Genomic DNA, 22,736 nt, shown 5'->3' with positions numbered 1-22,736 from the left:
GCCCCAGCCCGGCGAATCTGCCGAAACCGTCAGACTTCGGCCAGACGGCGACCGGCGTCCCGGCAGCCCTTCAGCACCGCTCGCACATAGGACGGCGCGGCGCCGGCGAGCCCGCAGGCCGGGGTGATCACGACCTGCGCGGGCAGCCGGGCCGCGGGGAAGCCGAGCCGGCTCCACAGCACGCGCACCCGCTCCGCGATCGCCGCCGACGTCGGCGGGGGCGAGCCGGGCGCCGGGCGCGTGGGCACGGCCCCCGCGAACAGGCCGAGCCCCGCCTCGATGGCCTCGCCGAGCGGATCGAGATCTTTGATCATCCCAAGGTCGAGCGCGACGGCGGCGGCCCCGGCGTCCCGCAAAACCTGCAACGGTACGGCCGGAGCACAGCAGTGCACGATCACCGGCACCCCGACGGCCTGGACCACGGTCCGCAGCGCCCCCGCGGCACCGGCGCCGTCGACGGCCCGGTACGCACTCAGCCCGCTCTCGGTAGGTATCTGTCCGCCGAGGACCGCCGGCAGCGACGGCTCGTCGAGCTGGAGCAGCACGGACGCACGCGGAAGCCGCCGCCGCACCTCGGCGACGTGCCGGCGCAGCCCCTCGGCGAGCGAGTCGGTGAGGTCGCGCACCGCGCCGGGGTCGCGCAGCATGCGCCCGCCGATAGCAAGTTCGAGGCCGGCGGCCAGGGTCCACGGCCCGGGCGCCTGGAGTTTGATCGGCCCGGCGTAGCGGTCGGCCTGCTCGGTGAGCTGGTCGAGATCGCGTTCGAGCAGGTCGGCGATGCGGCGCTGGTCCCGGCCGGGTCGCGGCGCCATCTGCCAGCGCCCGACGTAGAGCTGCACCGGCAGCTCGACCAGCAGGCCCGCGCCGCGCCCGATCATGTCGGCGCCCGGCCCGCGCTCCGGCAGCTCGGGGAGGTGCGGCAGTTCGGGCAGCTCGCCGAGGATCAGCCGCTGCGCCTCGGCGATGTCGGTGCCGGGCAGCGAGCCGAGCCCGGTTGCCGCGCCGGACGGCCAGGGGAAGTCAGGCACCTTGCTCCGGCCCGGTCAGGCCCGCGGAAACCTGCTCCGCGACGCCGGCGGCGATGGTCGCCGAGCCGAGCACGATGTCGCCGGCCGGGTCCCGGCGGTAGGCGACGATGGCCTGGCCGGCCGCGACGCCCCGGGCCGGTTCGCGCAGCCGGGCCCGCAGGCCGTCCGGGCCGACGGTCACGACGGCCGGGACCACCTCGCCGTGCGCGCGCAGCTGCACGTCGCACTCGACGGGCGTCGGCTCGCCGTGCCAGATCGGCCGGGTGGCGGTCACCAGGTCGACCGCGAGGTCCTCGCGGGGGCCGACCGTGACCGTGTTGGTCTTCGGGGTGATCGACAGTACGTAGCGCGGGCGGCCATCGGGCGCGGGGACCCGCAGGTCCAGGCCCTTGCGCTGGCCGACGGTGTAGGAGTACGCGCCGGCGTGCCGGCCGAGGACGGCGCCCGTGCGGGAGTCGACGATGTCGCCCGGCGCCTCGCCCAGCCGCGCGGCCAGGAAGCCACGGGTGTCGCCGTCGGCGATGAAGCAGATGTCGTGCGAGTCGGGCTTGTCGGCGACGGCGAGGCCGCGCTCGGCGGCCTCCTCGCGGACCCGCGCCTTCGTCGAGTCGCCGAGCGGGAAGACCGCCCGGTCGAGCTGCTCGCGGGTCAGGACGGCCAGCACGTACGACTGGTCCTTGGCCATGTCGACGCTGCGCCGCAGCAGGCCGTCGGCGCCGAGCCGGGCGTGGTGGCCGGTGACGACCGCGTCGAAGCCCAGCGCGACGGCACGGTCCAGCACGGCCGCGAACTTGATCTTCTCGTTGCAGCGCAGGCAGGGGTTCGGGGTGCGGCCCGCCGCGTACTCGGCGACGAAGTCGTCGACGACGTTCTCGTGGAACTGGTCGGCCATGTCCCACACGTAGAACGGGATGCCGATGACGTCGGCGGCCCGCCGGGCGTCCCGGGAGTCCTCGAGCGTGCAGCAGCCCCGGGCACCGGTCCGATACGTCTGCGGATTCCGCGCCAGCGCCAGGTGCACGCCGGTGACGTCGTGGCCCGCGTCACGGGCGCGCGCGGCGGCGACGGCGGAGTCGACCCCACCGGACATGGCTGCTAGCACTCGCACGTGCCCAAGCCTATCCGCAACGCCGGGGTGGCCAGGAAAGGGTCAGCGTGGGGTCTTCCACGCCGTCGCGCGGCGGGCGCGCTCGACCGCGGCGGGCAGCGCCGCGAGCAGCGCGTCGACGTCGGCGGCCGTCGAGGTGTGGCCCAGGGTGAAGCGCAGCGACGAGCGGGCCCGGTCGTCGTCCGCGCCCATCGCCAGCAGCACGTGCGAGGGCTGCGCCACGCCCGCCGAGCACGCCGAACCCGTCGAGCACGAGATCCCCTGCGCGTCCAGGAGCAGCAGCAGCGCGTCGCCCTCGCACCCGGGGAAGGAGAAGTGCGCGTTGCCCGGCAGGCGGTCGGTCGCCGCGCCGTTGTAGACCACGTCCGGCACCGCCGCCCGCACCCGTTCCACCAGGTCGTCGCGGAGGGCGGCGACCCTGGCCGCGTACTCCTGCTGGGTCTTGACCGCGGTCTCGACCGCGACCGCGAAGGCCGCGACTCCGGGGGTGTCCAGGGTCCCGGAGCGCACGTCGCGCTCCTGGCCGCCGCCGTGCAGCTGCGGGGTCGCGACGACGTCGCGGCCGAGCAGCAGCGCGCCGACCCCGACCGGGCCGCCCAGCTTGTGGCCGGTGAGGGTCAGGGCCGAGGCGCCGCTGGCGGCGAAGTCGACCGGAATCTGGCCGACCGCCTGCACCGCGTCGGTGTGGAACGGGATGCCGGCACCGGCGGCGAGCCGGGCCAGCTCGGCCACCGGCTGGACCGTGCCCACCTCGTTGTTCGCCCACTGGGTGCTGATCACCGCGATCTCGTCGCCGTGCTCGGCGAGCAGTCCGGCCAGCGACTCCGGGTCGATCCGGCCGGCCTCGTCGACCGGCAGCAGGCTGACGTCGGCACCCTCGTGGTCGCCGAGCCAGTCGACCGCGTCGAGCACCGCGTGATGCTCGACCGCGGACGCGACCACCCGGTTGCGGCGCGGGTCGGCGGACCGCCGGGCCCAGTAGATGCCCTTGGTCACCAGATTGTCGCTCTCGGTGCCGCCGCTTGTGAAGATCACTTCCGAGGGGCGGGCGCCGAGCACCGCGGCGATGCGCTCGCGGGACTCCTCGACCAGCCGGCGGGCGCGCCGGCCGGCGGCGTGCAGGGACGACGGGTTGCCGACCTCGCGGGCGGCCTCGACATATGCGTCGAGCGCCTCGGCGAGCATCGGCGTGGTCGCCGCGTGATCCAGGTAAACCATCAACGTGAAGCTTATGCCTTGAGCCGTCAACAGAAACGGTCCGGATGGATGGAGCGCGAAACGGCCCGGCGGAAGTGTCCGCCGGGCCGCGTGGAAGGCGTCGCCTACCTGCGCTTACGGATCTCGTCGTCGGCCTGGGGCACGACCTTGAACAGGTCGCCGACCACGCCGAAGTCGGCCAGCTCGAAGATCGGGGCCTCGGGGTCCTTGTTGACCGCGACGATCGTCTTCGAGGTCTGCATGCCGGCCCGGTGCTGGATCGCGCCGGAGATGCCCAGGGCCACGTACAGCTGCGGCGAGACGGTCTTGCCGGTCTGGCCCACCTGGAACTGGTGCGGGTAGTAGCCCGAGTCGACCGCCGCGCGGGAGGCGCCGACGGCGCCGCCGAGCAGGTCGGCCATCTCCTCGACCAGCTTGAAGTTGTCGGCGTTGCCGACGCCGCGGCCGCCGGAGACGACGATCGACGCCTCGCTGAGCTCGGGGCGGGAGCCCTTCTGCTCGGCGACCCGCTCGACGACCCGGGTCAGCTTGTCCGCGTCGGTGGCGGTGACCTCGAGCACGGTGACGGCCGGGGTGGCCGGCGCCGGCTCGGGGGTGACCGAGTTCGGGCGGATGGTGATGATCGGCAGGCCCTTGGTGACCTTGGACTTGACGATCGTGGAGCCGGCGAAGACGACCTGGGTCGCGGTGCCGTCGGCGGCCACCTCGACCGCGTCGGTCAGCAGGCCGTTGTCGAGCTTGACGGCGAGCCGGCCCGCGATCTCCTTGCCCTCCTGGGTCGAGGCGAGCAGCACGGCGGCGGGCTGGACCTGCTTGACCAGCTCGGCGACGGCGGTGGCCTTCGACGCCACGAGGTAGTCGTCGATCTCCGGGCCCTCGCCCGAGTAGATCTTCTCGGCGCCGAACTCGCCGAGCTTGGCGGCGAACTGCTCGGTGGCGCCGGCGCCACCGAGTACTACCGCGGATACCGAGCCCAGCGTGCGGGCGATGGTCAGCATCTCGAGCGTGACCTTCTTGACGCCGGCGGCCTGGGAGGCCTCGACGACGACCAGTACTTCAGCCATGGTGTGAGCCCTTCTCAGACGAACTTCTCGGCGGCGAGGTACGCGACGAGCTGCTCGCCGCCCGTACCCTCGTCAGTGATCTTGGTGCCGGCCGAACGAGCGGGCCGCTTCGCGAACTCGACCACCGCGGAGGTCGCGCCGGCGGTGCCCACCTCGTCGGCGGAGACGCCCAGGTCGGCGAGCGACAGGGTCTGCACCGGCTTCTTCTTCGCGGCCATGATGCCCTTGAAGGAGGGGTAGCGGGGCTCGTTGATCGTGTCCCACACGCTGACGACGGCCGGGGTGGCCGCGGTGACGACCTCGTAGCCCTCGTCGGTCTGCCGCTCGGCGGTCAGCTGCGCGCCGTCGACGGTGAGCTTGCGGGCGCCGGTCAGCGCCGCGATGCCGAGGCGCTCGGCCAGCATGTGCGGCATGACCTGCACGCGGCCGTCGGTCGACTCGGCGCCGCAGATCACCAGGTCGGCGTTGAGCGTGCCGAGCGCGGCGGCGAGAACCTTGGAGGTCGCGACGGCGCAGGAACCGCGCAGCGCGTCGTCCTGCACGTGCACGGCCTTGTCGGGGCCCATGGACAGCGCCTTGCGGATCGACTCGGCGGCGCGCTCGGGGCCCATCGTCAGGACGGTCACCTCGCCACCGTGCGCCTCCTTGATCTTCAGCGCCTCCTCGATGGCGTACTCGTCCATCTCGTTGATGACGTTGTTCGCCGAGGCCCGCTCGACGGTGTTGTCACCCGCGCTCAGGGTGCGCTCGGCACCGGAGTCGGGTACCTGCTTGACCAGTACGACGATGTTCATCGCGCTTCGACGACCCTCCTGTTGATGGACGCACGCCTGCAGCCGGAACTGCTCTGTCCCCTCCGGATGTTACCCGCCAGTAGCTTTAGGGTCTCCACCACCGAGAGTGACTCACCTCACCCAGAGCCACCACAAGATCGCTAGAGTCTGATCAAGGGGGTATCTGGACATGTCCGGCCAAATTACTGCTGTTCCGCGTGGGTTACCCGCGCGTTCGCCCCATCCTCTCCCACCGCACCGGCCGACCGGACCGGAGGGAGCCTGGTGCACCTGTGGGCGGGCCCGCGAGTCCTGCGTGAGCGCGCGGATGCGCGGGCTGTGGGCACCCTCCCCGACACCTCTTGTGCACCTCGCTGGTCGATAATCGGCGGCGTGCTCGACCAGTGGTTCAATCCGCAGAAGACCCCGATGGCCGGCGAGAAGCCGGACTACCGCTTCTCGCTGGCCAATGAGCGCACGTTCCTCGCCTGGATCCGGACCGCGCTGGCGCTGCTGGCCGGCGGGCTCGCGTGCGCGCAGTTCCTGCCGCCGCTGCCGATTCCCCACCTGCGCGAGGGCATCGCGGTGGCGCTGCTGCTGCTCGGCGGCGTGGTCGCGCTGCGCGCCGTCGACCACTGGGCGCGGACGGAGCGTGCCATGCGGCTCGGCACCGACCTGCCGAAGTCCCGCTTCCCGGCGGTGCTGGCCCTGATCGTGGCGCTCGGCGCGCTGCTGCTCGTCGTCGCCGTGCTGATCAAAGCGTTCTCGTGAGCCGGGACCCGGGCGCCTCCGCGGAGCGGACCCGCCTGGCCTGGCGGCGTACCGGGCTCTCGGCCACCGCGGTGGCGCTGCTGGCCACCCGGCCCGCCTTCGCGCCCGGCGCCGGCACCTGGACCTTCCTCGCCGCGGGGGCCGCGATGGCGCTCTGGGCCGGCCTCATCGGCCTCGCCTACCGGCGTGCGCGGGGCCTCAACGCACTCCCGCCGCAGCCCGGCCGGCTGACCGTCACCACGTACGCGGCGCTCACCATCGGCCTCGCCGTGCTCGGCGGCGCGCTTGTCATGCTCTGATCGTCGCCGTTCGGGTTGCGGCGCGTCATCATTGCCTAATGGTCCGGTTGTTCGTCCTCCTCGCTGCGGTGCAGCTCGTGCTCCTGGTGCTCGCGCTCATCGGCGTGCTGTCGGCCGATCGGGTACGCAACATGCCGCGCGCCCTGTGGGTGCTCGTCATCCTGCTGATACCCCTGATCGGCCCGCTCGCCTACTTCGCCTGGGGTCGACCGGTGCCGCCGCCGCACGAGGGCGGCCCGGTGCGCCGGACGGGCCCCCGACCGACCTCGCCCGACGACGACCCGGACTTCCTGCGCTCAATGGACACCGAGCGGTCCCGCCGCGAACGCGAGCTGCTCGACCAGTGGGAGCGCGAGCTGGAGAAGAACGACGAGTAGCCGGTCAGGCCAGGTTGGACGACCGGGGGTACGCGTCCGCCGGGTCGGTCAGCACGTTGACCAGGTACGGGACCCCGGCGTCGAAAGCGCGCTCCAGCGCCGGTCCGAGCTCGGACGACTTCTCCACCGTCTCTCCGGCGCCGCCGAGCGCCTCGACCACGTGGTCGTAGCGCAGCCCGGGCTGTAGGTCGGCGGCGACGTCGTAGCCGTACATGGCCTGCATCGGGTGCTTCTCGAGACCCCAGATGCCGTTGTTGCCGACCACGATCACCACGGGCAGCTTCTGCCGGGCCAGTGACTCCGCGTCCATCAGCGAGAAGCCGGCCGCGCCGTCGCCCATGAGGACGCAGATCTGCCGGTCGGGGTAGGTGACCCGGGCTCCCATCGCGTAGCCCATGCCGGTGCCGAGGCAGCCGTACGGGCCGGGGTCGAGCCAGGTGCCGGGCTGGGCGGGCTCGAGGAAGCGCCCGGCGTACGAGACGAAGTCGCCGCCGTCGCCGATGGTGACCGCGTCCGGTGCCAGCACCTTGCGCAGCTCGCCGTAGACGCGGGCCGGCTTGATCGGGTCGCTCTCCGCGGCCATCGCCTCGGCGTCGCGGGCCTTGCCGGCGTCCTCGGCCACGCGCAGGCCGTCGATCCATCCGCTGTGGTCGGCGCGCGGGCCGGCGTGGTCGGCCAGCGCCGCGAGGATCAGCCGCAGGTCGCCGGCCGGCGAGACGGCGGTCTCGACGTGGCCCGCGCGCTGGGTGGGCGCGTCGACGATGTGCACGACCCGCGCGGCGCCGAACTCGCCGAAGCCGAGCCGGAAGTCGAGCGGGGTGCCGATGACGGCGACGACGTCGGCCTGGTCGAGCGCGGGGCGCCGGGCCCGGGCGAAGGCGAGCGGGTGGCCGGGCGGCAGCGCGCCGCGGCCCATGCCGTTGGCGAAGACCGGGACCTGCAACGCCTCGGCGGCGGCACGCAGTTCGGCGATCGCGTTGCCGCCCCACACGTCGGAGCCGGCGATGATGACCGGGCGCTCGGCCGTGGCCAGCAGCTCGGCGGCCCGGGCGACGTCCTCGGGGTCGGGCTCGATGACCGGGATCTCGGGAGCGCCGGGCGCGGCGACGTCCTCGCTGGAGAAGAGGACCTCGAGCGGCAGGTCGAGGAAGGCCGGGCCGCGGTGCGCGGTCAGGGCCGCGGTCAGCGCCCGCGCCACCTCGGCGGGGATCTGGTCGGTGCCGGCGACCGTGGCGGCGTACTTGGTGACGGGCGCGACGAGCGGGACGTGGTCGATCTCCTGGAGGCTGCCGGAGCCCCAGCGGAAGGCCGGCGCCCGGCCACCCATCACCAGCACCGGCGAGGCGTTGAAGAAGGCGCTGGTCAGGCCCGATACGCCGTTGGTCACGCCGGGACCGGCGGTGAGGACGGCCAGGCCCGGGCGGCGCTGTAGCTTGGCGACGGCCTCAGCGGCGAAGACGGCCGACTGCTCGTGCCGCACGTCGTAGATCGGGAATCCGGCCTTGTGCGCGGCGTCGTAGAGCGGGAAGACGTGCCCGCCGGACAGGGTGAACATCTCGGTCACCCCGTACGCCCGCAGGGCCGCCAGCGCCAGTTCCCCGCCGTGGCCCTCGATCATCTCCGACATGCCAGCTCCCGCCGCTTGATCCTCGTCAGCACGCTACCGGGGACGCCGGGAAAAGATGAGCCGGACTCACCCTCTAAGTCGGGCGAACTCCTCCAGCAGGCGGTCCACCGCCGCGTCGATGGGCACCCCGGCGCTGACGCTGTACGCCGCCACCAGCGCGACCAGCGGCACCGTGACCAGGAATACGACGCTCAGGAAGACCTGGAAGAAGCGCAGCGCCCCGCCGGATCGCCGGCGGCGCGGCGCCGCCTTGCGGGCGGCGGGCGCGGGACGAACGGCCGCGCCGGGCCGGGCCGGCGGCGAGACCGGCCGCGAGGAGACCGCGGAGGGCGAGACGGGCCGCGCGGCGGCGGTGGGTGGCGCCGGCCGGGCGGCGGCCCGCTTGGCGCGCTTCGTCGTACCCGGTGCCGGGGCCGCCGGCAGGGGCCGGGTCGCCGCGGGCGCGGGCAGGGGCCGGGTGGCGGCGGGCGCCGAGACCGCGGCGGCGCCGGTCGGGGTGTTCTGGAGGGCGTGCACGTCCCAGGACGGCTCGGAGGCGACCGTCTGGTCCGGGTCCGGCACCCAGTGCTGCTGCGCGTCCGGCCACGGGTCGACGGCCGGCGGCGGCAGGCCCGGCGAGGGCTTCGCCGAGGGCACCGTGTCCATGTCGTCGACCGCGGCCCGCGGCGACGGCACGACCGGGTTGTCGCGGGAGACCAGGCGCATCTCGGCCGTCGGGCCGGGCGCGGCCGGCTCCGTGGCCAGCAGCGCGGCGTCCGCCAGGATGCTGCCCTCCGCGACCACCAGCTCGGGCTGCTCGATGGCGACCGGCGCCTCGCCCAGCTCCCGGTGCAGCAGCGTCGCCACCAGCGGGATCCGGCTCGCGCCGCCGACCAGGAAGACCCCGGCCAGGCGCCCGTCCGGCAGGTCGGCCCAGTTCAGCACGTCCTTGGTCACCCGAACGGTCTGTTCGAGCAGCGGCCGGGCCAGCTCCTCGAGCTCCTCGCGGGTGACGTGCAGCTCGAGATCGATCAGCGGCACCACCACGTCGGCGGACTGGATGCGCGACAGCCGCTCCTTGGCGATCCGCACGTCCTCCCAGAGCTGCTGCTTGGCGCGCCGGTCCTCCAGCGTCTCCGGCTCGGACAGGCGCTGCCAGACGGCCGCGTCCCGCTCGGCGACCAGCTTGCCGATGTGCTCGACGATCGCCGCGTCCACGTCAAGGCCGCCGATGTCGTCGCGGCCGTCGACGGCGAGCACCTCGAAGCCCTCCGCGGTGCGCGCCACCACGCTCGCGTCGAAGGTGCCGGCGCCGAAGTCGTGCACCACGACGACGGACCCGATCGGCACGTCGCGGCCGAGCACCTCGGCGAAGTAGGTGGCCGCGGCGACCGGCTCGGCCACCAGCCGGACCCGCTCGAGGCCCGCGATGGCGGCGGCCTCGGCGAGCAGGCCCCGGCGGGTCGCTCCCCAGGTCGCCGGGCAGGTCAGGGTCGTCTCGGGGCGCACCGGGCCGACCGCGCGGTGCCACTCGTCGGCCACCCGGACCAGCACGGCCGCGATCAGGTCGACGACCGGCAGCTCCTGGTCGCCGAGCAGCACGAGGCCGTCGTCTATGCGGCGCTTCGGGTTCGGCTCGAAACGGGCCGGGTCGCGCCGGGCGCTGTGCACCGCGTCGCGGCCCACGGCGAGGCTGCCGCTCGGCTCGGCGTACACGGCCGACGGCAGCAGCGGTGAGCCGTCGACGAGGATCGGCCGCGCCCGCCCGTCGGGCCAGCGGGCCACCGCGACGGTGTTCGAGGTGCCGAAGTCGATGCCGAGGGAGTGCCGACCCGCTTCGATGGACATGCGCGCCAGTGTAGGCCCCGCCGAGAAGTAGATGATCTGCCTACACGAGCCGCCAGCGCAGGTCACCGTGGCGGCCGCGCAGGCAGCGCACGGCCCGGCCGTCGGCGGTCAGGCCGGCCGCGCCCTCCTCGTCGCACCGGTCCCAGACCCGGACCGGCGCCTGCGTCTCCTCGCCGTCGGCCGGCGGCGCGGGCGGCGGCGCGGGTGGCGGCACGAGCGCCGACGAGGGCGTGCCGGTGTCCGGCGGCGCCGGCGGGAGCGCGATGGCCGTCTGCGGCAGGGCCGGCCGCGCGGGCGGCCCCGGCGTCTCCGCGGGCGGTGGCGGGCGCGAGGCGGTCCGCGTCGGCGCGGCCTCGGGTCTACGCGTCGAGTGCTTCGCCGAGGGTCCTGCGACCGCGGGCGGGACGCTCGCGGTCGGCGCCACGGCTGGCGGCCCGCGGAACTCCGGCCCGGCGGCGCGGGCACCGGTCTTCGTGTCGCCCGGTTCGCCGAACGTGACGACGCCGATGACCCCGCACAGCAGCGCCTGACCGGTCACCAGCGCCACGGCGATCGCGACGGTGCGCCGGACCGGGGTCACGCGCAAGCCGGACGTCGTCACAGAGAGGCACTTTATGGCAACAGATCGATATCCGCGAGATCCCCGCGCCCGTTTCTCGGTTGAGCCGCCCGCTCAGCGCCCGGTGAACTTCGGCTTGCGCTTCTCGACGAAAGCCGTGGTGCCCTCGACCCGGTCGTCGGTGGCGAAGAGGCCGGCGAACAGCTGGCTCTCCCACGCGAGCCCGGAGGCGAGGTCGGTGTTCAGGCCGCCGTCGATCGCCAGCTTCGCGGCGCGCAGGGCCAGGGCCGGACCGTTCAGGTACGGCTTGACCAGCTCGGCCGCGCTCGCGTACACGTCGGCGGCCGGCACGACGCGGTCGGCGAGCCCGATCCGCAGTGCCTCCTCGGCGTCGACCATGCGGCCGGAGAAGATCAGGTCCTTGGCCTTCGCCGGTCCGATCAGCCGGGCCAGCCGCTGGGTGCCGCCGGCGCCCGGGATGATGCCCAGCCGGATCTCCGGCTGGCCGAGCTTGGCGTCGTCCGCGACGACCCGCCAGTCGCAGGCCAGGGCGAGCTCGCAGCCGCCGCCGAGCGCGTAGCCGGTGATCGCGGCGACGACCGGCTTCGGGATCCTGGCGACCTCGTCGAACGCGCCGGAGAGCGCCGTCGCGCGGACGGTCATCTCCTGGAACGTGGTCGTGGTGAACTCGGTGATGTCGGCGCCCGCGGCGAAGACCTTCTCCCCGCCGTACACGATCACGGCCCGGACCTCGGCGTCGGCGGTCGCGGCCCGCGCGGCCTCCCGGAGCTCCTCCTGTACCTGGGTGTTCAGCGCGTTCATCGGTGGCCGCTCGAGCCGGATCGTGCCGATGCCGCCGCTCGTCTCCAGTCGCACGAACTCACCCACGCGTTTGCCTCCCTAGCGATCGTTCAGACAGCTGACAGCGTAAGGGTAAGTACGATTGCCCCGAGGAGGGGTGATGACCACCTACTACCGTGGCCCGGACGTTCTGGTCACCTCGACCGGAGTCCGGATGGGCGGGCGCGACTACCGGCTGGGTGACCTGGCGCAGGTCTGGCACCGGCGCGGCCGCCGGGCGTGGGGCAATGTCGCGGGTCGTGGCGCCCTTGTCCTCGCGATCATCACACCGGTCGTCATCGGCGCCATCGGCGTCCTCATCGCCCTGGTCATCGACGCGTCGACCACGACGACGATCGTGCTGGCCGGGGGCGGCGTGCTCATCGGCCTGGCCGCCCTGCCCCTGGCCGACGTGCTCCTCGAGTTCGTCGACCGCTCCTACGACCGGGGCAGCCACCGCCTGGAGATCTGGGCCCGGGTCGACGGCGCGGACGTCCTGCTGCTCGCGACGACCGACAAGCGGCGTTTCGGCCAGATCTACCGGGCCCTGCAACGGGCCGTCGACGACGACCCCACGCCGAGCCGGGCACCGGAGGCGCGATGAACGACGGACGCTCCGGCGCGCCGGCGCTGGCCTGGCTGCTCGCCACCACCGGCGTGCTGCATTTCGCCGCGCCCCGGCCCTTCGACGCCATCGTGCCCCGCTCGCTGCCCGGCGGCCCGCGGACCTGGACCTACCTCAGCGGCGCCGCCGAGCTGGCCGTCGCCGCCGCGATCGCCAACCCCGGCACCCGGCGCCTCGGCGGCCTCGCCGCCGCCGGCCTCTTCGCCGCGGTGTTCCCCGCCAACATCAAGATGGCGGTCGACTGGCGGCACGCGTCACCCGCGCGCCGGGCCATCGCGTACGCCCGGCTGCCGCTACAGGTGCCGCTGGTCCTCTGGGGACTGCGCGTCGCCCGTCGGTGAATTCCGGCCAATCCGCCCCGCTGCCGGTCCGTGACCGGCGACGATACGGGAACCATGAAGGCCACCCATGTGCCGCCGACCGGCGTAGAACGCAAACTCGGCGAGGACGAGCTGATCGTCACCAAGACCGATCCCCGGGGCCTGCTTACCTACACCAACGACGTCTTCCTGCGGATCTCGGCGCTGCGCGAGGACGAGGCGATCGGGCAGCCGCACAACATCATCCGCCACCCCGAGATGCCCCGCGCGGTCTTCAAGCTGCTCTGGGAGACCATCGGCGATCGGCGCGAGGTCTTCGCGTACGTGCAGAACCTCGCCCTCGACGGCGCGCACTACTGGGTGCTTGCGCACGTCACGCCCTCGGTGGACGAGCACGGCCGGCTGGTCGGCTACCACTCCAGCCGGCGCCGCCCCGACGACGCCGCGGTCGCCGAGATCAGCCGGATCTACGCCGACCTGCGGGCCGAGGAGCTGCGCCACGCCGCCTCGCCCGCCGGCCTCGACGCGTCCTGGGCGATGCTGCAACGGCTGCTCGACGACCGGGGGCAGACCTACGACGCGTTCGTCTGGTCGCTGACGAACGGGGCCCTGCGGTGAACGCCGACACCCTGCGCCTGATCACCGAGGTCTGCGAGCGGGCCGCGGCGGGCGACTTCGAGGCCCGGGTGCCGCCGCTCGAGGAGTCCGCCGAGGCGCAGGCCGCCCGGACGGCGCTCAACCGCCTGCTCGACAACACGGACACCTTCGTCCGCGAGGCCGGTGCGTCGCTGACCGCGGCGGCCGAGGGCCGTTTCCACCGGCGCTTCCTCACCCGCGGCATGCGGGGCGCGTTCCGCGAGGCGGCCGCGCGGATCTCCGAGTCCATCGAGCAGATGAGCCGGTCCTCGGACCGGCTCGACGAGGCCGGCCGTTCCCGGGCGGCGCTCGCCGATGAGCTCGAGAACGCCGTGCTCACCGTCTCCGAGCAGGTGGCGACCGCCGCGACGGAGATGGGCGCCTCGGCGAACGGCCTTGCGGACTTCGCCCGCGACGCGGTCACCGAGGCCGAGCGGGGCGTCGAGACCGTCAGCTCGCTGCGCAGCGCCTCCGACCAGATTCGGACGGCCGTCGATCTGATCAACTCGGTCGCGTCGCAGACCCGGCTGCTGGCCCTGAACGCGACGATCGAGGCGGCCCGCGCGGGCGAGGCGGGCCGCGGCTTCAGCGTGGTGGCCGACGAGGTCAAGAACCTGGCCAACGAGACAAGCAGCTCCAGCGAGGAGATCCTCGGCCAGGTCAACACCGTCCAGCAGGCGGCGGCGGACTCGATCGGCGTGCTGGAGACGGTGACCGCCAGCCTGCGGGAGATGAGCGGCCTGGTGAACGGCATCGCGACCGCCGTCGACGGCGGGCAGGATTCCGGCACGGCCGGGCTGAGCCAGCTGGCCGAGGTGCTCCGCAGCGAGGTGCACCGCTTCGTGACGATGGCCCGGCAGAGCTGAGCTAATTGCTCCGGGCGTAGAGCTCGTCGATCTCGGCACGGGTCGGCAGTGCGTTGCTGGCGCCGACCTTGCGGACGCAGGCGGCGCCCGCCGCGTTCGCCCAGCGGACCGCGTCCACCAGGTCACGGCCCTCGCCCCAGGCCACCGCGAGCGCTCCGGTGAACGCGTCGCCGGCCGCGGTCGTGTCCGCCACCTCGACCGCGCAGGCCGGTATCCGCTCGTCGGCGCCGTCGCGGTCGGCGTACCAGGAGCCGGCGCCGCCGAGGGTCAGCACCACCCGCGGCACGAGCGCCAGCAGCCCCGCGACGTCCGGCTCGGGCGAACCGGTGATCGCCCGCGCCTCGCCCTCGTTGACGACCAGCAGGTCCACCGCCGCGAGCAGCTCCGGCGGCAACTCGCGGGCGGGCGCGGCGTTCAGGATCACCCGGGTGCCGCCCGCCCGCGCCGCCTGCGCGGCGGCCAGCACCGTCTCCACGGGAATCTCCAGCTGGCAGACCAGCACGTCGCTCTCCGCGATGGCGGAGGTCTCGGCCGCGCTCAGGCCCGCGAACGAGCTGTTCGCACCCGGGCTCACGATGATCGAGTTCTCACCCGCGCGGTCCACCATGATCACCGCGACGCCGGACGCGCCGTAGCTGGTGCGCAGGTTCGCGGTGTCCACGCCGGACGCGTTCAGCCGGGCCTTGATCGTCACGCCGAACGCGTCCGAGCCGATCGCGCCCAGCATCACGCAGACCGCGCCGGCACGGACCGCGGCGATGGCCTGGTTGGCGCCCTTGCCGCCGGGCGTCATCACGAATTCGTCGCCCAGCACGGTCTCGCCGGGCAGCGGCAGGCGGGCGGCGAGTCCGACAAGGTCCATGTTGGCGCTGCCGGCGACCACGACCCGGGGCGGTGAGACGGCCATCGTGGCGCCTCAGGCCGCCCGCGCCATGTAACGGTCGCCGTTGCGCTGGACCACCAGCGGCAGCCCGAACGTCTTGGACAGATTATCGGCCGTCAGCGTCTCGCCCAGCAGGCCCGCCGCGACGACCGTGCCCTCGCGCAGCAGCATCGCGTGGGTGAAGCCCGGCGGGATCTCCTCGACGTGGTGGGTGACCAGCACCAGGGCCGGGGCGTCCGGGTCCTCGGCCAGCTCGGTGAGGCGCCCGATCAGGTCCTCGCGGCCGCCCAGGTCCAGCCCAGCGGCGGGCTCGTCCAGCAGCATCAGCTCGGGGTCGGTCATCAGCGCGCGGGCGATCTGGGTGCGCTTGCGCTCCCCCTCGGAGAGGATGCCGAACTCGCGGTCGATCAGCGTGCCCATCCCCATCTGGTGCAGCAGCGCCCGGGCCCGCGCCTCGTCCTGCGGGTCATAGCTCTCCCGCCAGCGGCCGACGACCGACCAGGCCGCCGTGACCACGACGTCGAGGACCCGCTCGGTCGGCGGCACCCGGTCGGCGAACTGCCCGGTGCTGAGCCCGATCCGGGTACGCAGCTCGTTGATGTCGGTGCGCCCCAGCCGCTCGCCCAGCACCCAGGCGTTGCCGCGGGACGGGTGCAGCCGGCCCGACGCGAGGTTCAGCAGCGTCGTCTTGCCGGCGCCGTTCGGCCCCAGCACCACCCATCGCTCGTCCAGCTCGACCTGCCAGCTGAGCCCGCGCAGCAGGAAGCTGCCGCCGCGGATCACGCTCACCCGGTCGAAGGAGATGACGGTGTCGTCGTCGGGTGGTGTGGGAGTCGCCGCATCGAGCACGCGTCCATCCAACCATGCACCAGGACAGGGGCTATCCCGTGGTGGATCCGAAGACCTCTTCCCGGACGGACTCCAGGGCGGTCAGCAGGGCTCCGTTGAGGATCGGCTCGACCGCGACCTCGCTGATGACGACCTTCGGCGCGACCAGGGTGATGGCGGCGACCTCCTGCTCCACCCGCTCGGCCAGGGCGATCCCGCCGGCCTGGCTCACCTCGCCGGCCAGCACGACGAGCGGCGGGTCGAGGACGACGCAGATGGCGGCGACGCCGAGGGCGAGCCGGCCGGCCAGCTCGTCCAGCACCGGCTCGCCCGCCGCGCCCGCCTCGACGGCCGCGCGCACCACGTCGGCGGACTCGGCGCCGCGGAAGCCGTACTTGCGGCCGATGGCCTTGGCGGCGTCCGACGCGACAAGGGTCTGGAAGGCGCCCTTGGCGCCGCGCTTGCTGGCGTTGCGCGGGATCTCGGCGCCGGCCACCGGCAGGTAACCGATCTCGCCCGCCGCGCCCGTGCTGCCCTGGTGCAGGCGGCCGCCGATGACGGTCGCGAGGCCGACGCCGCGGCCGACCCAGATCAGCACGAAGTCGTCGTGACCCTTGGCGGCGCCGGTGTGCTGCTCGGCGACGGCGGCCAGGTTCACGTCGTTGCCGAAGACCACCGGGGTGCTCAGGTCCTTGCGCAGCTCCGCGAGCAGGCCGCGGTGCCAGCGGGGCAGGTCGAAGGCGAACGAGACCTCGCTGGTCTGCGGGTCGACGAGGCCCGGGGTGCCCAGCACGACCCGGCGCACGGACGCCATGTCGGTGCCGCCCTGTTCGGCCGCCTCGACGACCGCGCCGTGCACCGCGCGCACCGGGTCGTCGTCGCCCTGCGTCGACCGCTCGCTGCGGCCGACGACGTCGCCGGTGATGTCCGCGCACGCCGCGATGACCCGGTCCGGCAGGACCTCGACACCGATAACATGGGCACTACCGGGAGTGACGGCGTACAGCTGCGCGTTCGGGCCGCGACCGCCCGCCTGCTCGCCGACACGGCGTACCAGACCGCGCTCCTCGAGGCGCTCGACCAACTGCGAGGCGGTGACCTTGCTCAGACCGGTCATCTCACCGAGCTGCGCCCGGGTCAGCGGGCCCTTCGTGAGCAGCAGTTCCAGCGCGGCGCGGTCGTTGAGCGCACGCAGCAACCGGGGTGTCCCCGGAAGGCGGGTGGCAGCCATAACTACGTCCCCTAGTATTTAGGATTATTTCCTATTACGTTATCGGCGCACATCAGGTAGCGGCAGCGTAACGGTCAGCAGCCCCACCGCCCGTGTGCCATGTCCGATAGACATTCGACGATCATGGCAGCTCGGTCGGCAGGATAACCAGAGCTGAACCGGGGAAGGAAACCATGCCGATCGACCCGGGCCTACGACGGCTCGCGCTCGGGACGCAGCTCGCCGCTTTTGCGGGGAAATCTGCCCCGGAATGGGCGTTGCGACTGCTCACCGAGGGCCTGGCCGGCCACACCCTCTTCGGCACCAACATCGCTGAACCGGTACAGCTCACCCGGCTCACGGACGAGCTGCGGTCCGCGCGACCGGACGTCCTCATCGCGATCGACGAGGAGGGCGGCGACGTCACGCGCCTGGCGCACCGGACCGGCAGTCCCTACCCCGGCAACGCGGCGCTCGGCGCCGTCGACGACCCGGACCTCACCCGCACGGTGTACGCGGCGATCGGCGCCGACCTCGCCGGCGCGGGCGTCAACCTCGACCTGGCACCGACGGTCGACGTGAACACCGCCGACGACAACCCGATCATCGGCACCCGCTCGTTCGGCGCCGACCCGCTACTGGTGGCCCGGCACGCCGCCGCCGCGGTCACCGGGCTACAGGCCGCCGGCGTCGCCGCCTGCGCGAAGCACTTCCCGGGCCACGGCGCCACGACGACCGACTCGCACCTCGAGCTTCCGACCGTCGACGTCCCGCTCTCCGTCCTGCGCGAGCGCGACCTGCCGCCGTTCGCGGCCGCGGTCGCCGCCGGGTCCCTGGGGATCATGACCGCGCACATCCGGGTACCCGCGCTGACCGGCGCCGGACCGGCCACCTTCAGCCGGGCGGCGCTGACCGACCTGCTCCGAGTCGACTACGGCTTCCGCGGCGCGGTCATCACCGACGCACTGGAGATGAAGGGCGCCGCGGTGGCGGCCGGCGGCATCGGCCGGGCGGCCGTGCTCGCGCTCGCGGCCGGCGCCGACCTGCTCTGCATCGGGGCACGCGTCGACGCGGCGCTCGTCGAGGCCGTCACCGCGGAGATCATCGCCGGGGTGCGCGACGGGCGGCTGACCCCGGACCGGCTCGAGGAGGCCGTCGAGCGCAACGCGGCGATGGCCGCGTGGACGCGGCGCCCGGTTCCGCCCGCGGCGCACGACCCGGCGCTCGGCTACGCGGCCGCCCGCCGCGCGATCCGGGTCGAGGGCACCCTCGCGGATCTCACCGAGCCGCTGGTCGTGCAGCTCGAGTCCGGCCACTCGATCGCCGAGGGCCGGGTGCCGTGGGGCCTGCGGCCGCATCTGAACGGCACCGAGCAGGTGACGGTCGTGGCCGCGGACACCTCGCCCGAGTCGCTCGCCGAGCGGGCCGGGCCGCGGCCGATCGTCCTCGTCGGACGGCACACCCACCGGGCCGAGGCGACCCGGGCGCTGATCGAGCGGCTCGCGGCCGGGCACGCCGTCGCCGTGGTGGAGATGGGCTGGCCGTCCGCCTGGCGACCGGCCGCTGCGCGGGCCTTCGTCACCACCTACGGCGCGAGCCACGCCAACGGCCGCGCGGCGGCGGAAGCCCTCGGCCTAACCCGCGACATCTAGCCCGTCACTTTGTGCTCCACGTCTCCTTGAACGCGTTCAAATAAGGACCTACGCTGAGCCGACACCAATTGAACGTGTTCAAAGAAGGGCTGGAACCGTGGACCACAAGGTCTGGATGTACCTCGCCTACGTGATCGTCAGCGTCGGGCTGACGGTCTGGGTGGCGACGACGCTGTCTCGCAACGGACTGGTGTTCCTGGAGGACGTCTTCGCGGACAGCCGCCTGGCGCGGGCCGTGAACCAATTGCTGGTGATGGGGTTCTACCTGCTGAACCTCGGCTACGTCGCGGTGGCGATGCGCTCCAGCGCCGACGTGCCGGACGCGGCGAAGGCCCTGGAGACGCTCTCCTACAAGATAGGTTTCGTCCTGCTGGTGCTCGGCGTGCTGCACGTCTGCAACGTGTTCCTGCTGAACCGCTACCGCCGCGGCCGGCTGCGCCAGCAGCAGACCCTGCCGCCGCTTCCGCCGGCGGGACGACTCCCGATGCAGCCGCCGCCCGGCGGCCCGGCCGCGGGAGCGCCCGGCCAGGGCGCGACCCGGCCCGGACCGACCGCGAACTGGCCCGGCCAGGGAATCGCGGGACCCGTGCCGCCGCCCGGGCCGGCGTGACCGTCTCCGTCGATCCGGCCGGACACGGGGCCGGCCGGATCGGTTACTTCACCGTCCTGTACGACGAGGGCTGCCCCATCTGCAGGACCGCGCATCACTGGCTCGAGGGGCGCGCTCAGCTCGTACCCCTGGAGTTCGTCGCGGCCGGGTCGCCGGAGGCCCGGCGGCGCTTCCCCGGGCTGGACCATGCCGCGACGCTGCGGGACCTGACGGTGATCACCGACGGCGGCCTGGTGTACGTATCGGACGGTGCGTGGCTGGCCTGCCTGTGGGCGCTGGCGGACTACCGCGCGATGGCCGAGCGGCTCGCCTCGCCGCGGCTGCTGCCCGCCGCGCGCCGCTTCATCGCCGCGGCCGCCGCCGCGCGGCAGGCGACGCGGACGGAAGACTACGGTGACGTGTGTGACGACCGCTGCCGCTGATCCCGCCGACGAGCCGGCCGCGCCGCCGCACCCCGAGCAGGACGGCACGGGCGAGAAGCCGCGGCGGGCCCGGGGCGAGCAGACCCGGCAGCTGATCCTGGAGACCGCGCTGCGGCTGTTCCGGGAGCGTGGCTTCACCGAGACCACGATGCGGGCGATCGCCAAGGAGGCGGGCGTCGCGGTCGGGAACGCCTACTACTACTTCGACTCCAAGGAACACCTGATCCAGGGGTTCTACGACCGCAACCAGCTCGCGCACCGGGTCGCCGCCGAGCCGGTGCTGGCGAACGAGAAGGACTTCGCCGCCCGGTTACGCGGCGTGCTGCACGCCGGCATCGACGTCAACGAGCCGTACCACTCGTTCGCCGCCACGTTCTTCAAGTCGGCGGCCGAGCCGTCGTCGCCGCTCAGCCCGTTCTCGCGGGAGTCGTCGCCCGCCCGCGAGGCGGCCATCGCGATCTTCCGGGACGTGGTGGACGGCTCGTCCGCCAAGCTCGACCCCGAGCTGCGCAAGGAGCTGCCGGAGCTGCTCTGGCTGAGCTGGATGGGCGTGGTGCTCTTCTGGGTCTACGACCGCTCGCCCGACCAGCGCCGGACCCGCCGGCTCATCGATGGCATCGTCCCGCTCGTCGACCGGCTCGTCGGCCTCTCCCGGCTGCGGGTGCTGCGGCCGGCACTGCGGCAGGTCCTCGCGCTCATCGACTCGATCCGCCGGGACTGATAACTCTCCGCACTGATGACCGTCATCACTGATAGTGATCAAGTCGTCAACTGACCGAATCAGAACGTAACACTTTTCGCCCTGTTGTGTGGCAATAGCCGGATCTGTCGCCCGAGAGCGGCCAACCGTTCGGCCAATTCGCGTACCGAACGCTTCCGAGGTGCGGCAGTCGCCACGTAGCGTTACCGATGCAGGTGGATCTGGGGATGTCGCAGGGCTTCGGACCTCGGGACCGGTCCGAATTCCCCCGCGGCACAGATGGTGAGCCGGGCGCCCCGATGGTTTCGGGAGCAGTCATCGGGCTGAGGCGCCCGGCTCACTCTGCCGCAGTCGCGTCGAACACGGCCGGCTTGAAGCGGCGCAGCCGCAGGCTGTTGGCCACCACGAAGATCGAGCTGAGCGCCATCGCCGCGCCCGCGATCATCGGATTGAGCAGGCCCGCCGCCGCGAGCGGCAGCGCCGCCACGTTGTAGGCGAAGGCCCAGAACAGATTCCCCCGGATGATCGTCACGGTACGGCGGGACAGCCGCACCGCGTCGACGGCCGCGGTGAGGTCGCCGCGCAGGATGGTCAGGTCGGACGCCTCGATCGCCACGTCGCTGCCCGCGCCCATCGCCACGCCCAGGTCGGCCTGGGCCAGGGCGGCCGCGTCGTTCACCCCGTCGCCGACCATCGCCACCGAGCGGCCGCGCGCCTGCAACCGCTTGACCGCGTCCACCTTGCCCGCCGGCAGCACGCCGGCGATCACCTCGGTCACGCCGACCTGCGCGGCGACCGCCTCGGCCACCGCGGGCGCGTCGCCGGTGACCAGCACCGGTTCAAGGCCCAGCGCGCGCAGGCCGCGGACGGCGGCGGCGCTCGTCGGGCGTACCGCGTCGGCCAGCGCGATGCGACCGCGGACCGTGCCGTCGACGCGCAGCTCGACCCACGTCTCGGCGGTGTCGCCCGCGCCGCGGGCCACCTCCACCGCGGCGCCCTCCACGACGCCACGCACGCCGACGCCCGCGGTCGCCCGGAAATCGCTCACCGCGGGCAGCTCCGCCCCCGCCGCGGCGGCCCGGGCGATGGCCCGGCCGAGCGGGTGCTCGGACGGCGCCTCGACGGCGCCGGCCAGCCGCAGCACCCCGGCGGAGTCCCAGCCCGGCTCGGGCACGACCCGCGACACCGTCATCGCGCCGGTCGTCACCGTCCCGGTCTTGTCGAGCAGGATCGTGTCCACCCGCCGGGTCGACTCGAGCGCCTCCACGCCGCGGATGAGGATGCCGAGCTGGGCGCCGCGGCCCGTGCCGACAAGCAGGGCGGTCGGCGTCGCCAGGCCGAGCGCGCAGGGGCACGCGATGATCAGCACGGCGACGGCGGCGGTGAACGCGGCGGTGGTGCCCGCGCCGGAACCGAGCCAGTAACCCAGCGTCGCGACCGCCAGGGCGATCACCACCGGCACAAAGACGCCGGAGATGCGGTCGGCCAGCCGCTGCACCGCGGCCTTGCCGTCCTGCGCCTCCTCGACGAGGCGGGCCATCTGGGCGAGCTGGGTGTCGGCGCCGACGCGGGTGGCGCGCACGACGAGGCGGCCGCCCGCGTTGACCGTGCCGCCGGTGACCGGGTCGTCGACGCCGACCTCGACGGGCACCGACTCGCCGGTGAGCAGGCTCTGGTCGACCGCGGAGGCGCCGTCGACCACGACGCCGTCCGCGGCGACCTTCTCACCCGGCCGCACGCCGAAGACGTCGCCGACCTGGAGCCGGTCGGCCGGGATCTCCCGGCCGTCCACCAGGGTGACCGTCTTGGCGCCCAGGGCCAGCAGCGAGCGCAGGGCGTCGCCGGCCCGGCGCTTGGCGCGGGCCTCGGCGTAGCGGCCGGCCAGCAGGAACGTGGTCACGCCGGCCGCGGCCTCGAGGTAGATGGCGTCGCCGGCGGTGCCGGCCCGCAGCTCGAAGGGGTGCGTCATGCCGGGAACGCCGGCGTCGCCGAGGAAGAGCGCCCACAGCGACCAACCGAACGCGGCGAGCGTGCCGAGCGAGACCAGGGTGTCCATGGTGGCGGCGCCGTGCCGCAGGTTGACGAACGCCGAGCGGTGGAAGGGCCAGCCGCCGTAGACGACCACGGGCGCGGCGAGCGTCAGCGAGAGCCACTGCCAGTAGGTGAACTGCCAGGCCGGGACCATGGCCAGGACGATGACGGGCACGCTCAGCGCGGCCGAGACGAGTAGCCGGACGCGCAGCGGGTCGGACACCCGCTCCGCCGCGGCCGTGGCGGCCTTGGGCTCGGTTGCCGTGTAGCCGGTCTTCTCCACCACTGCGATGAGATCGGCGGCGCCGACACCGGCCGGGACCGTGGCCCGGGCCTTCTCGGTGGCGTAGTTGACGGTGGCGGTGACGCCCTCGAGACGGTTGAGCTTCTTCTCGATGCGGTTGGCACAGGCGGCACAGGTCATGCCGCCGATGTCCAGCTCGATCTGCTGCGTCATGATGC

The 22,736-nt window shown here is 73.6% G+C and carries 24 protein-coding genes; 11 read left to right on the top strand and 13 right to left on the bottom strand.

The genetic code is table 11. From position 1 onward, the window contains the following. Window positions 1-29 precede the first annotated feature (29 nt). The 5 genes from BJ971_RS04005 to BJ971_RS03985 all read right to left on the bottom strand — a co-directional run bounded on the left by BJ971_RS04005 (window position 30) and on the right by BJ971_RS03985 (window position 5,212). A complete protein-coding gene (locus BJ971_RS04005) occupies window positions 30-1,028 on the bottom strand; it encodes a methionine synthase (protein ID WP_184989926.1) in 999 nt (332 codons plus the stop codon). Then, window positions 1,021-2,136: a tRNA 2-thiouridine(34) synthase MnmA gene (mnmA, locus tag BJ971_RS04000; protein WP_184989924.1), complete on the bottom strand. Its 1,116-nt coding sequence runs from the start codon at window positions 2,134-2,136 to the stop codon at window positions 1,021-1,023. The genes BJ971_RS04005 and mnmA overlap by 8 nt, the downstream gene beginning before the upstream one ends. Window positions 2,137-2,178: 42 nt before the next feature. Further along, window positions 2,179-3,354, bottom strand: coding sequence for a cysteine desulfurase family protein (locus BJ971_RS03995; RefSeq protein WP_184989922.1), 1,176 nt, complete (start codon window positions 3,352-3,354; stop codon window positions 2,179-2,181). A gap of 104 nt (window positions 3,355-3,458) precedes the next feature. After that, complete coding sequence (locus BJ971_RS03990) at window positions 3,459-4,418, bottom strand: electron transfer flavoprotein subunit alpha/FixB family protein (protein WP_184989920.1); 960 nt, start codon at window positions 4,416-4,418, stop codon at window positions 3,459-3,461. 14 nt (window positions 4,419-4,432) lie between these two features. After that, entirely contained in the window at window positions 4,433-5,212 is a 780-nt protein-coding gene (locus BJ971_RS03985; protein WP_184989918.1) for an electron transfer flavoprotein subunit beta/FixA family protein, read from the bottom strand. 408 nt (window positions 5,213-5,620) lie between these two features. Between BJ971_RS03985 and BJ971_RS03980 the strand changes: the two genes are divergently transcribed. Genes BJ971_RS03980 through BJ971_RS03970 form a run of 3 tightly spaced genes read left to right on the top strand, consistent with a single transcriptional unit; the run spans window position 5,621 to window position 6,638 of the window. Then, window positions 5,621-5,962: a YidH family protein gene (locus tag BJ971_RS03980; protein ID WP_184998633.1), complete on the top strand. Its 342-nt coding sequence runs from the start codon at window positions 5,621-5,623 to the stop codon at window positions 5,960-5,962. Continuing rightward, window positions 5,959-6,261, top strand: a complete 303-nt coding sequence (locus BJ971_RS03975; RefSeq protein ID WP_184989916.1) for a DUF202 domain-containing protein — start codon at window positions 5,959-5,961, stop codon at window positions 6,259-6,261. Before BJ971_RS03980 ends, BJ971_RS03975 begins: the two co-directional genes overlap by 4 nt. 38 nt (window positions 6,262-6,299) lie before the next feature. Next, the gene (locus BJ971_RS03970) at window positions 6,300-6,638 is read left to right on the top strand and encodes a PLD nuclease N-terminal domain-containing protein (protein WP_184989914.1); all 339 of its coding nucleotides are present in this window, start codon (window positions 6,300-6,302) and stop codon (window positions 6,636-6,638) included. A 4-nt stretch (window positions 6,639-6,642) separates the two neighbouring features. On the opposite strand, the gene BJ971_RS03965 is transcribed toward BJ971_RS03970, so the two are convergent. The 4 genes from BJ971_RS03965 to BJ971_RS03950 form a co-directional block, all read right to left on the bottom strand. Beyond that, a complete protein-coding gene (locus tag BJ971_RS03965; protein ID WP_184989912.1) occupies window positions 6,643-8,265 on the bottom strand; it encodes an acetolactate synthase in 1,623 nt (540 codons plus the stop codon). 66 nt (window positions 8,266-8,331) lie between these two features. Continuing rightward, window positions 8,332-10,092 carry an Hsp70 family protein gene (locus BJ971_RS03960; RefSeq protein WP_184989909.1) on the bottom strand — a complete coding sequence of 587 codons (1,761 nt, stop codon included), beginning with the start codon at window positions 10,090-10,092 and terminating at the stop codon, window positions 8,332-8,334. 40 nt (window positions 10,093-10,132) lie between these two features. Continuing rightward, the gene (locus BJ971_RS03955; RefSeq protein ID WP_184989907.1) at window positions 10,133-10,693 is read right to left on the bottom strand and encodes a hypothetical protein; all 561 of its coding nucleotides are present in this window, start codon (window positions 10,691-10,693) and stop codon (window positions 10,133-10,135) included. Window positions 10,694-10,765: 72 nt separating this feature from the next. Further along, window positions 10,766-11,539 carry an enoyl-CoA hydratase/isomerase family protein gene (locus BJ971_RS03950; protein WP_184989905.1) on the bottom strand — a complete coding sequence of 258 codons (774 nt, stop codon included), beginning with the start codon at window positions 11,537-11,539 and terminating at the stop codon, window positions 10,766-10,768. A gap of 73 nt (window positions 11,540-11,612) precedes the next feature. Here BJ971_RS03950 and BJ971_RS03945 point away from each other — a divergent pair, with 73 nt between their 5' ends. Genes BJ971_RS03945 through BJ971_RS03930 form a run of 4 tightly spaced genes read left to right on the top strand, consistent with a single transcriptional unit; the run spans window position 11,613 to window position 13,938 of the window. Beyond that, window positions 11,613-12,095: a DUF6232 family protein gene (locus tag BJ971_RS03945; RefSeq protein ID WP_184989902.1), complete on the top strand. Its 483-nt coding sequence runs from the start codon at window positions 11,613-11,615 to the stop codon at window positions 12,093-12,095. Then, on the top strand, window positions 12,092-12,457 hold the full coding sequence (locus BJ971_RS03940) for a DoxX family protein (protein ID WP_184989900.1): 366 nt from the start codon (window positions 12,092-12,094) through the stop codon (window positions 12,455-12,457). Before BJ971_RS03945 ends, BJ971_RS03940 begins: the two co-directional genes overlap by 4 nt. A 54-nt stretch (window positions 12,458-12,511) precedes the next feature. Continuing rightward, the gene (locus BJ971_RS03935; protein WP_184989898.1) at window positions 12,512-13,054 is read left to right on the top strand and encodes a PAS domain-containing protein; all 543 of its coding nucleotides are present in this window, start codon (window positions 12,512-12,514) and stop codon (window positions 13,052-13,054) included. Next, window positions 13,051-13,938 carry a methyl-accepting chemotaxis protein gene (locus BJ971_RS03930; RefSeq protein WP_184989896.1) on the top strand — a complete coding sequence of 296 codons (888 nt, stop codon included), beginning with the start codon at window positions 13,051-13,053 and terminating at the stop codon, window positions 13,936-13,938. The genes BJ971_RS03935 and BJ971_RS03930 overlap by 4 nt, the downstream gene beginning before the upstream one ends. Window position 13,939: 1 nt before the next feature. Here the strand turns inward: BJ971_RS03930 and BJ971_RS03925 are convergent, their stop codons facing one another. The 3 genes from BJ971_RS03925 to BJ971_RS03915 are packed head-to-tail and all read right to left on the bottom strand — an operon-like array spanning window position 13,940 to window position 16,880. After that, the gene (locus tag BJ971_RS03925) at window positions 13,940-14,845 is read right to left on the bottom strand and encodes a ribokinase (protein ID WP_184989894.1); all 906 of its coding nucleotides are present in this window, start codon (window positions 14,843-14,845) and stop codon (window positions 13,940-13,942) included. Between the two features lie 9 nt (window positions 14,846-14,854). Then, window positions 14,855-15,670, bottom strand: a complete 816-nt coding sequence (locus tag BJ971_RS03920; RefSeq protein ID WP_184989892.1) for an ABC transporter ATP-binding protein — start codon at window positions 15,668-15,670, stop codon at window positions 14,855-14,857. Window positions 15,671-15,701: 31 nt separating this feature from the next. After that, window positions 15,702-16,880, bottom strand: a complete 1,179-nt coding sequence (locus BJ971_RS03915) for an ROK family transcriptional regulator (RefSeq protein WP_184989890.1) — start codon at window positions 16,878-16,880, stop codon at window positions 15,702-15,704. A gap of 173 nt (window positions 16,881-17,053) precedes the next feature. Between BJ971_RS03915 and BJ971_RS03910 the strand changes: the two genes are divergently transcribed. The 4 genes from BJ971_RS03910 (at window position 17,054) to BJ971_RS03895 (ending at window position 20,264) form a co-directional block, all read left to right on the top strand. Continuing rightward, window positions 17,054-18,511 (top strand): glycoside hydrolase family 3 protein, encoded by a 1,458-nt coding sequence (locus BJ971_RS03910; protein ID WP_184989888.1) that lies wholly within the window; start codon window positions 17,054-17,056, stop codon window positions 18,509-18,511. 97 nt (window positions 18,512-18,608) lie between these two features. After that, window positions 18,609-19,121 carry a hypothetical protein gene (locus tag BJ971_RS03905; RefSeq protein ID WP_184989886.1) on the top strand — a complete coding sequence of 171 codons (513 nt, stop codon included), beginning with the start codon at window positions 18,609-18,611 and terminating at the stop codon, window positions 19,119-19,121. After that, on the top strand, window positions 19,118-19,543 hold the full coding sequence (locus tag BJ971_RS03900; protein WP_184989884.1) for a thiol-disulfide oxidoreductase DCC family protein: 426 nt from the start codon (window positions 19,118-19,120) through the stop codon (window positions 19,541-19,543). Before BJ971_RS03905 ends, BJ971_RS03900 begins: the two co-directional genes overlap by 4 nt. Further along, window positions 19,524-20,264: a TetR/AcrR family transcriptional regulator gene (locus BJ971_RS03895; protein WP_184989882.1), complete on the top strand. Its 741-nt coding sequence runs from the start codon at window positions 19,524-19,526 to the stop codon at window positions 20,262-20,264. The genes BJ971_RS03900 and BJ971_RS03895 overlap by 20 nt, the downstream gene beginning before the upstream one ends. A 316-nt stretch (window positions 20,265-20,580) precedes the next feature. Here the strand turns inward: BJ971_RS03895 and BJ971_RS03890 are convergent, their stop codons facing one another. Continuing rightward, complete coding sequence (locus BJ971_RS03890) at window positions 20,581-22,731, bottom strand: heavy metal translocating P-type ATPase (RefSeq protein ID WP_184989880.1); 2,151 nt, start codon at window positions 22,729-22,731, stop codon at window positions 20,581-20,583. Between the last annotated feature and the right edge of the window lie 5 nt (window positions 22,732-22,736).

This window comes from Amorphoplanes digitatis (genome assembly GCF_014205335.1).
Lineage (GTDB): Bacteria > Actinomycetota > Actinomycetes > Mycobacteriales > Micromonosporaceae > Actinoplanes > Actinoplanes digitatus.
This window is presented reverse-complemented; position numbering and strand designations above follow the sequence as displayed.

What these genes read in the sequence shown, in the direction of transcription:
- BJ971_RS03995 (WP_184989922.1), bottom strand. Translation starts at nt 3,354, where the DNA reads ATGGTTTACCTGGATCACGCGGCGACCACGCCGATGCTCGCCGAGGCG.
- BJ971_RS03990 (WP_184989920.1), bottom strand. Translation starts at nt 4,418, where the DNA reads ATGGCTGAAGTACTGGTCGTCGTCGAGGCCTCCCAGGCCGCCGGCGTC.
- BJ971_RS03985 (WP_184989918.1), bottom strand. Translation starts at nt 5,212, where the DNA reads ATGAACATCGTCGTACTGGTCAAGCAGGTACCCGACTCCGGTGCCGAG.
- BJ971_RS03980 (WP_184998633.1), top strand. Translation starts at nt 5,621, where the DNA reads ATGGCCGGCGAGAAGCCGGACTACCGCTTCTCGCTGGCCAATGAGCGC.
- BJ971_RS03970 (WP_184989914.1), top strand. Translation starts at nt 6,300, where the DNA reads ATGGTCCGGTTGTTCGTCCTCCTCGCTGCGGTGCAGCTCGTGCTCCTG.
- BJ971_RS03965 (WP_184989912.1), bottom strand. Translation starts at nt 8,265, where the DNA reads ATGTCGGAGATGATCGAGGGCCACGGCGGGGAACTGGCGCTGGCGGCC.
- BJ971_RS03960 (WP_184989909.1), bottom strand. Translation starts at nt 10,092, where the DNA reads ATGTCCATCGAAGCGGGTCGGCACTCCCTCGGCATCGACTTCGGCACC.
- BJ971_RS03945 (WP_184989902.1), top strand. Translation starts at nt 11,613, where the DNA reads ATGACCACCTACTACCGTGGCCCGGACGTTCTGGTCACCTCGACCGGA.
- BJ971_RS03940 (WP_184989900.1), top strand. Translation starts at nt 12,092, where the DNA reads ATGAACGACGGACGCTCCGGCGCGCCGGCGCTGGCCTGGCTGCTCGCC.
- BJ971_RS03935 (WP_184989898.1), top strand. Translation starts at nt 12,512, where the DNA reads ATGAAGGCCACCCATGTGCCGCCGACCGGCGTAGAACGCAAACTCGGC.
- BJ971_RS03925 (WP_184989894.1), bottom strand. Translation starts at nt 14,845, where the DNA reads ATGGCCGTCTCACCGCCCCGGGTCGTGGTCGCCGGCAGCGCCAACATG.
- BJ971_RS03915 (WP_184989890.1), bottom strand. Translation starts at nt 16,880, where the DNA reads ATGGCTGCCACCCGCCTTCCGGGGACACCCCGGTTGCTGCGTGCGCTC.
- BJ971_RS03910 (WP_184989888.1), top strand. Translation starts at nt 17,054, where the DNA reads ATGCCGATCGACCCGGGCCTACGACGGCTCGCGCTCGGGACGCAGCTC.
- BJ971_RS03890 (WP_184989880.1), bottom strand. Translation starts at nt 22,731, where the DNA reads ATGACGCAGCAGATCGAGCTGGACATCGGCGGCATGACCTGTGCCGCC.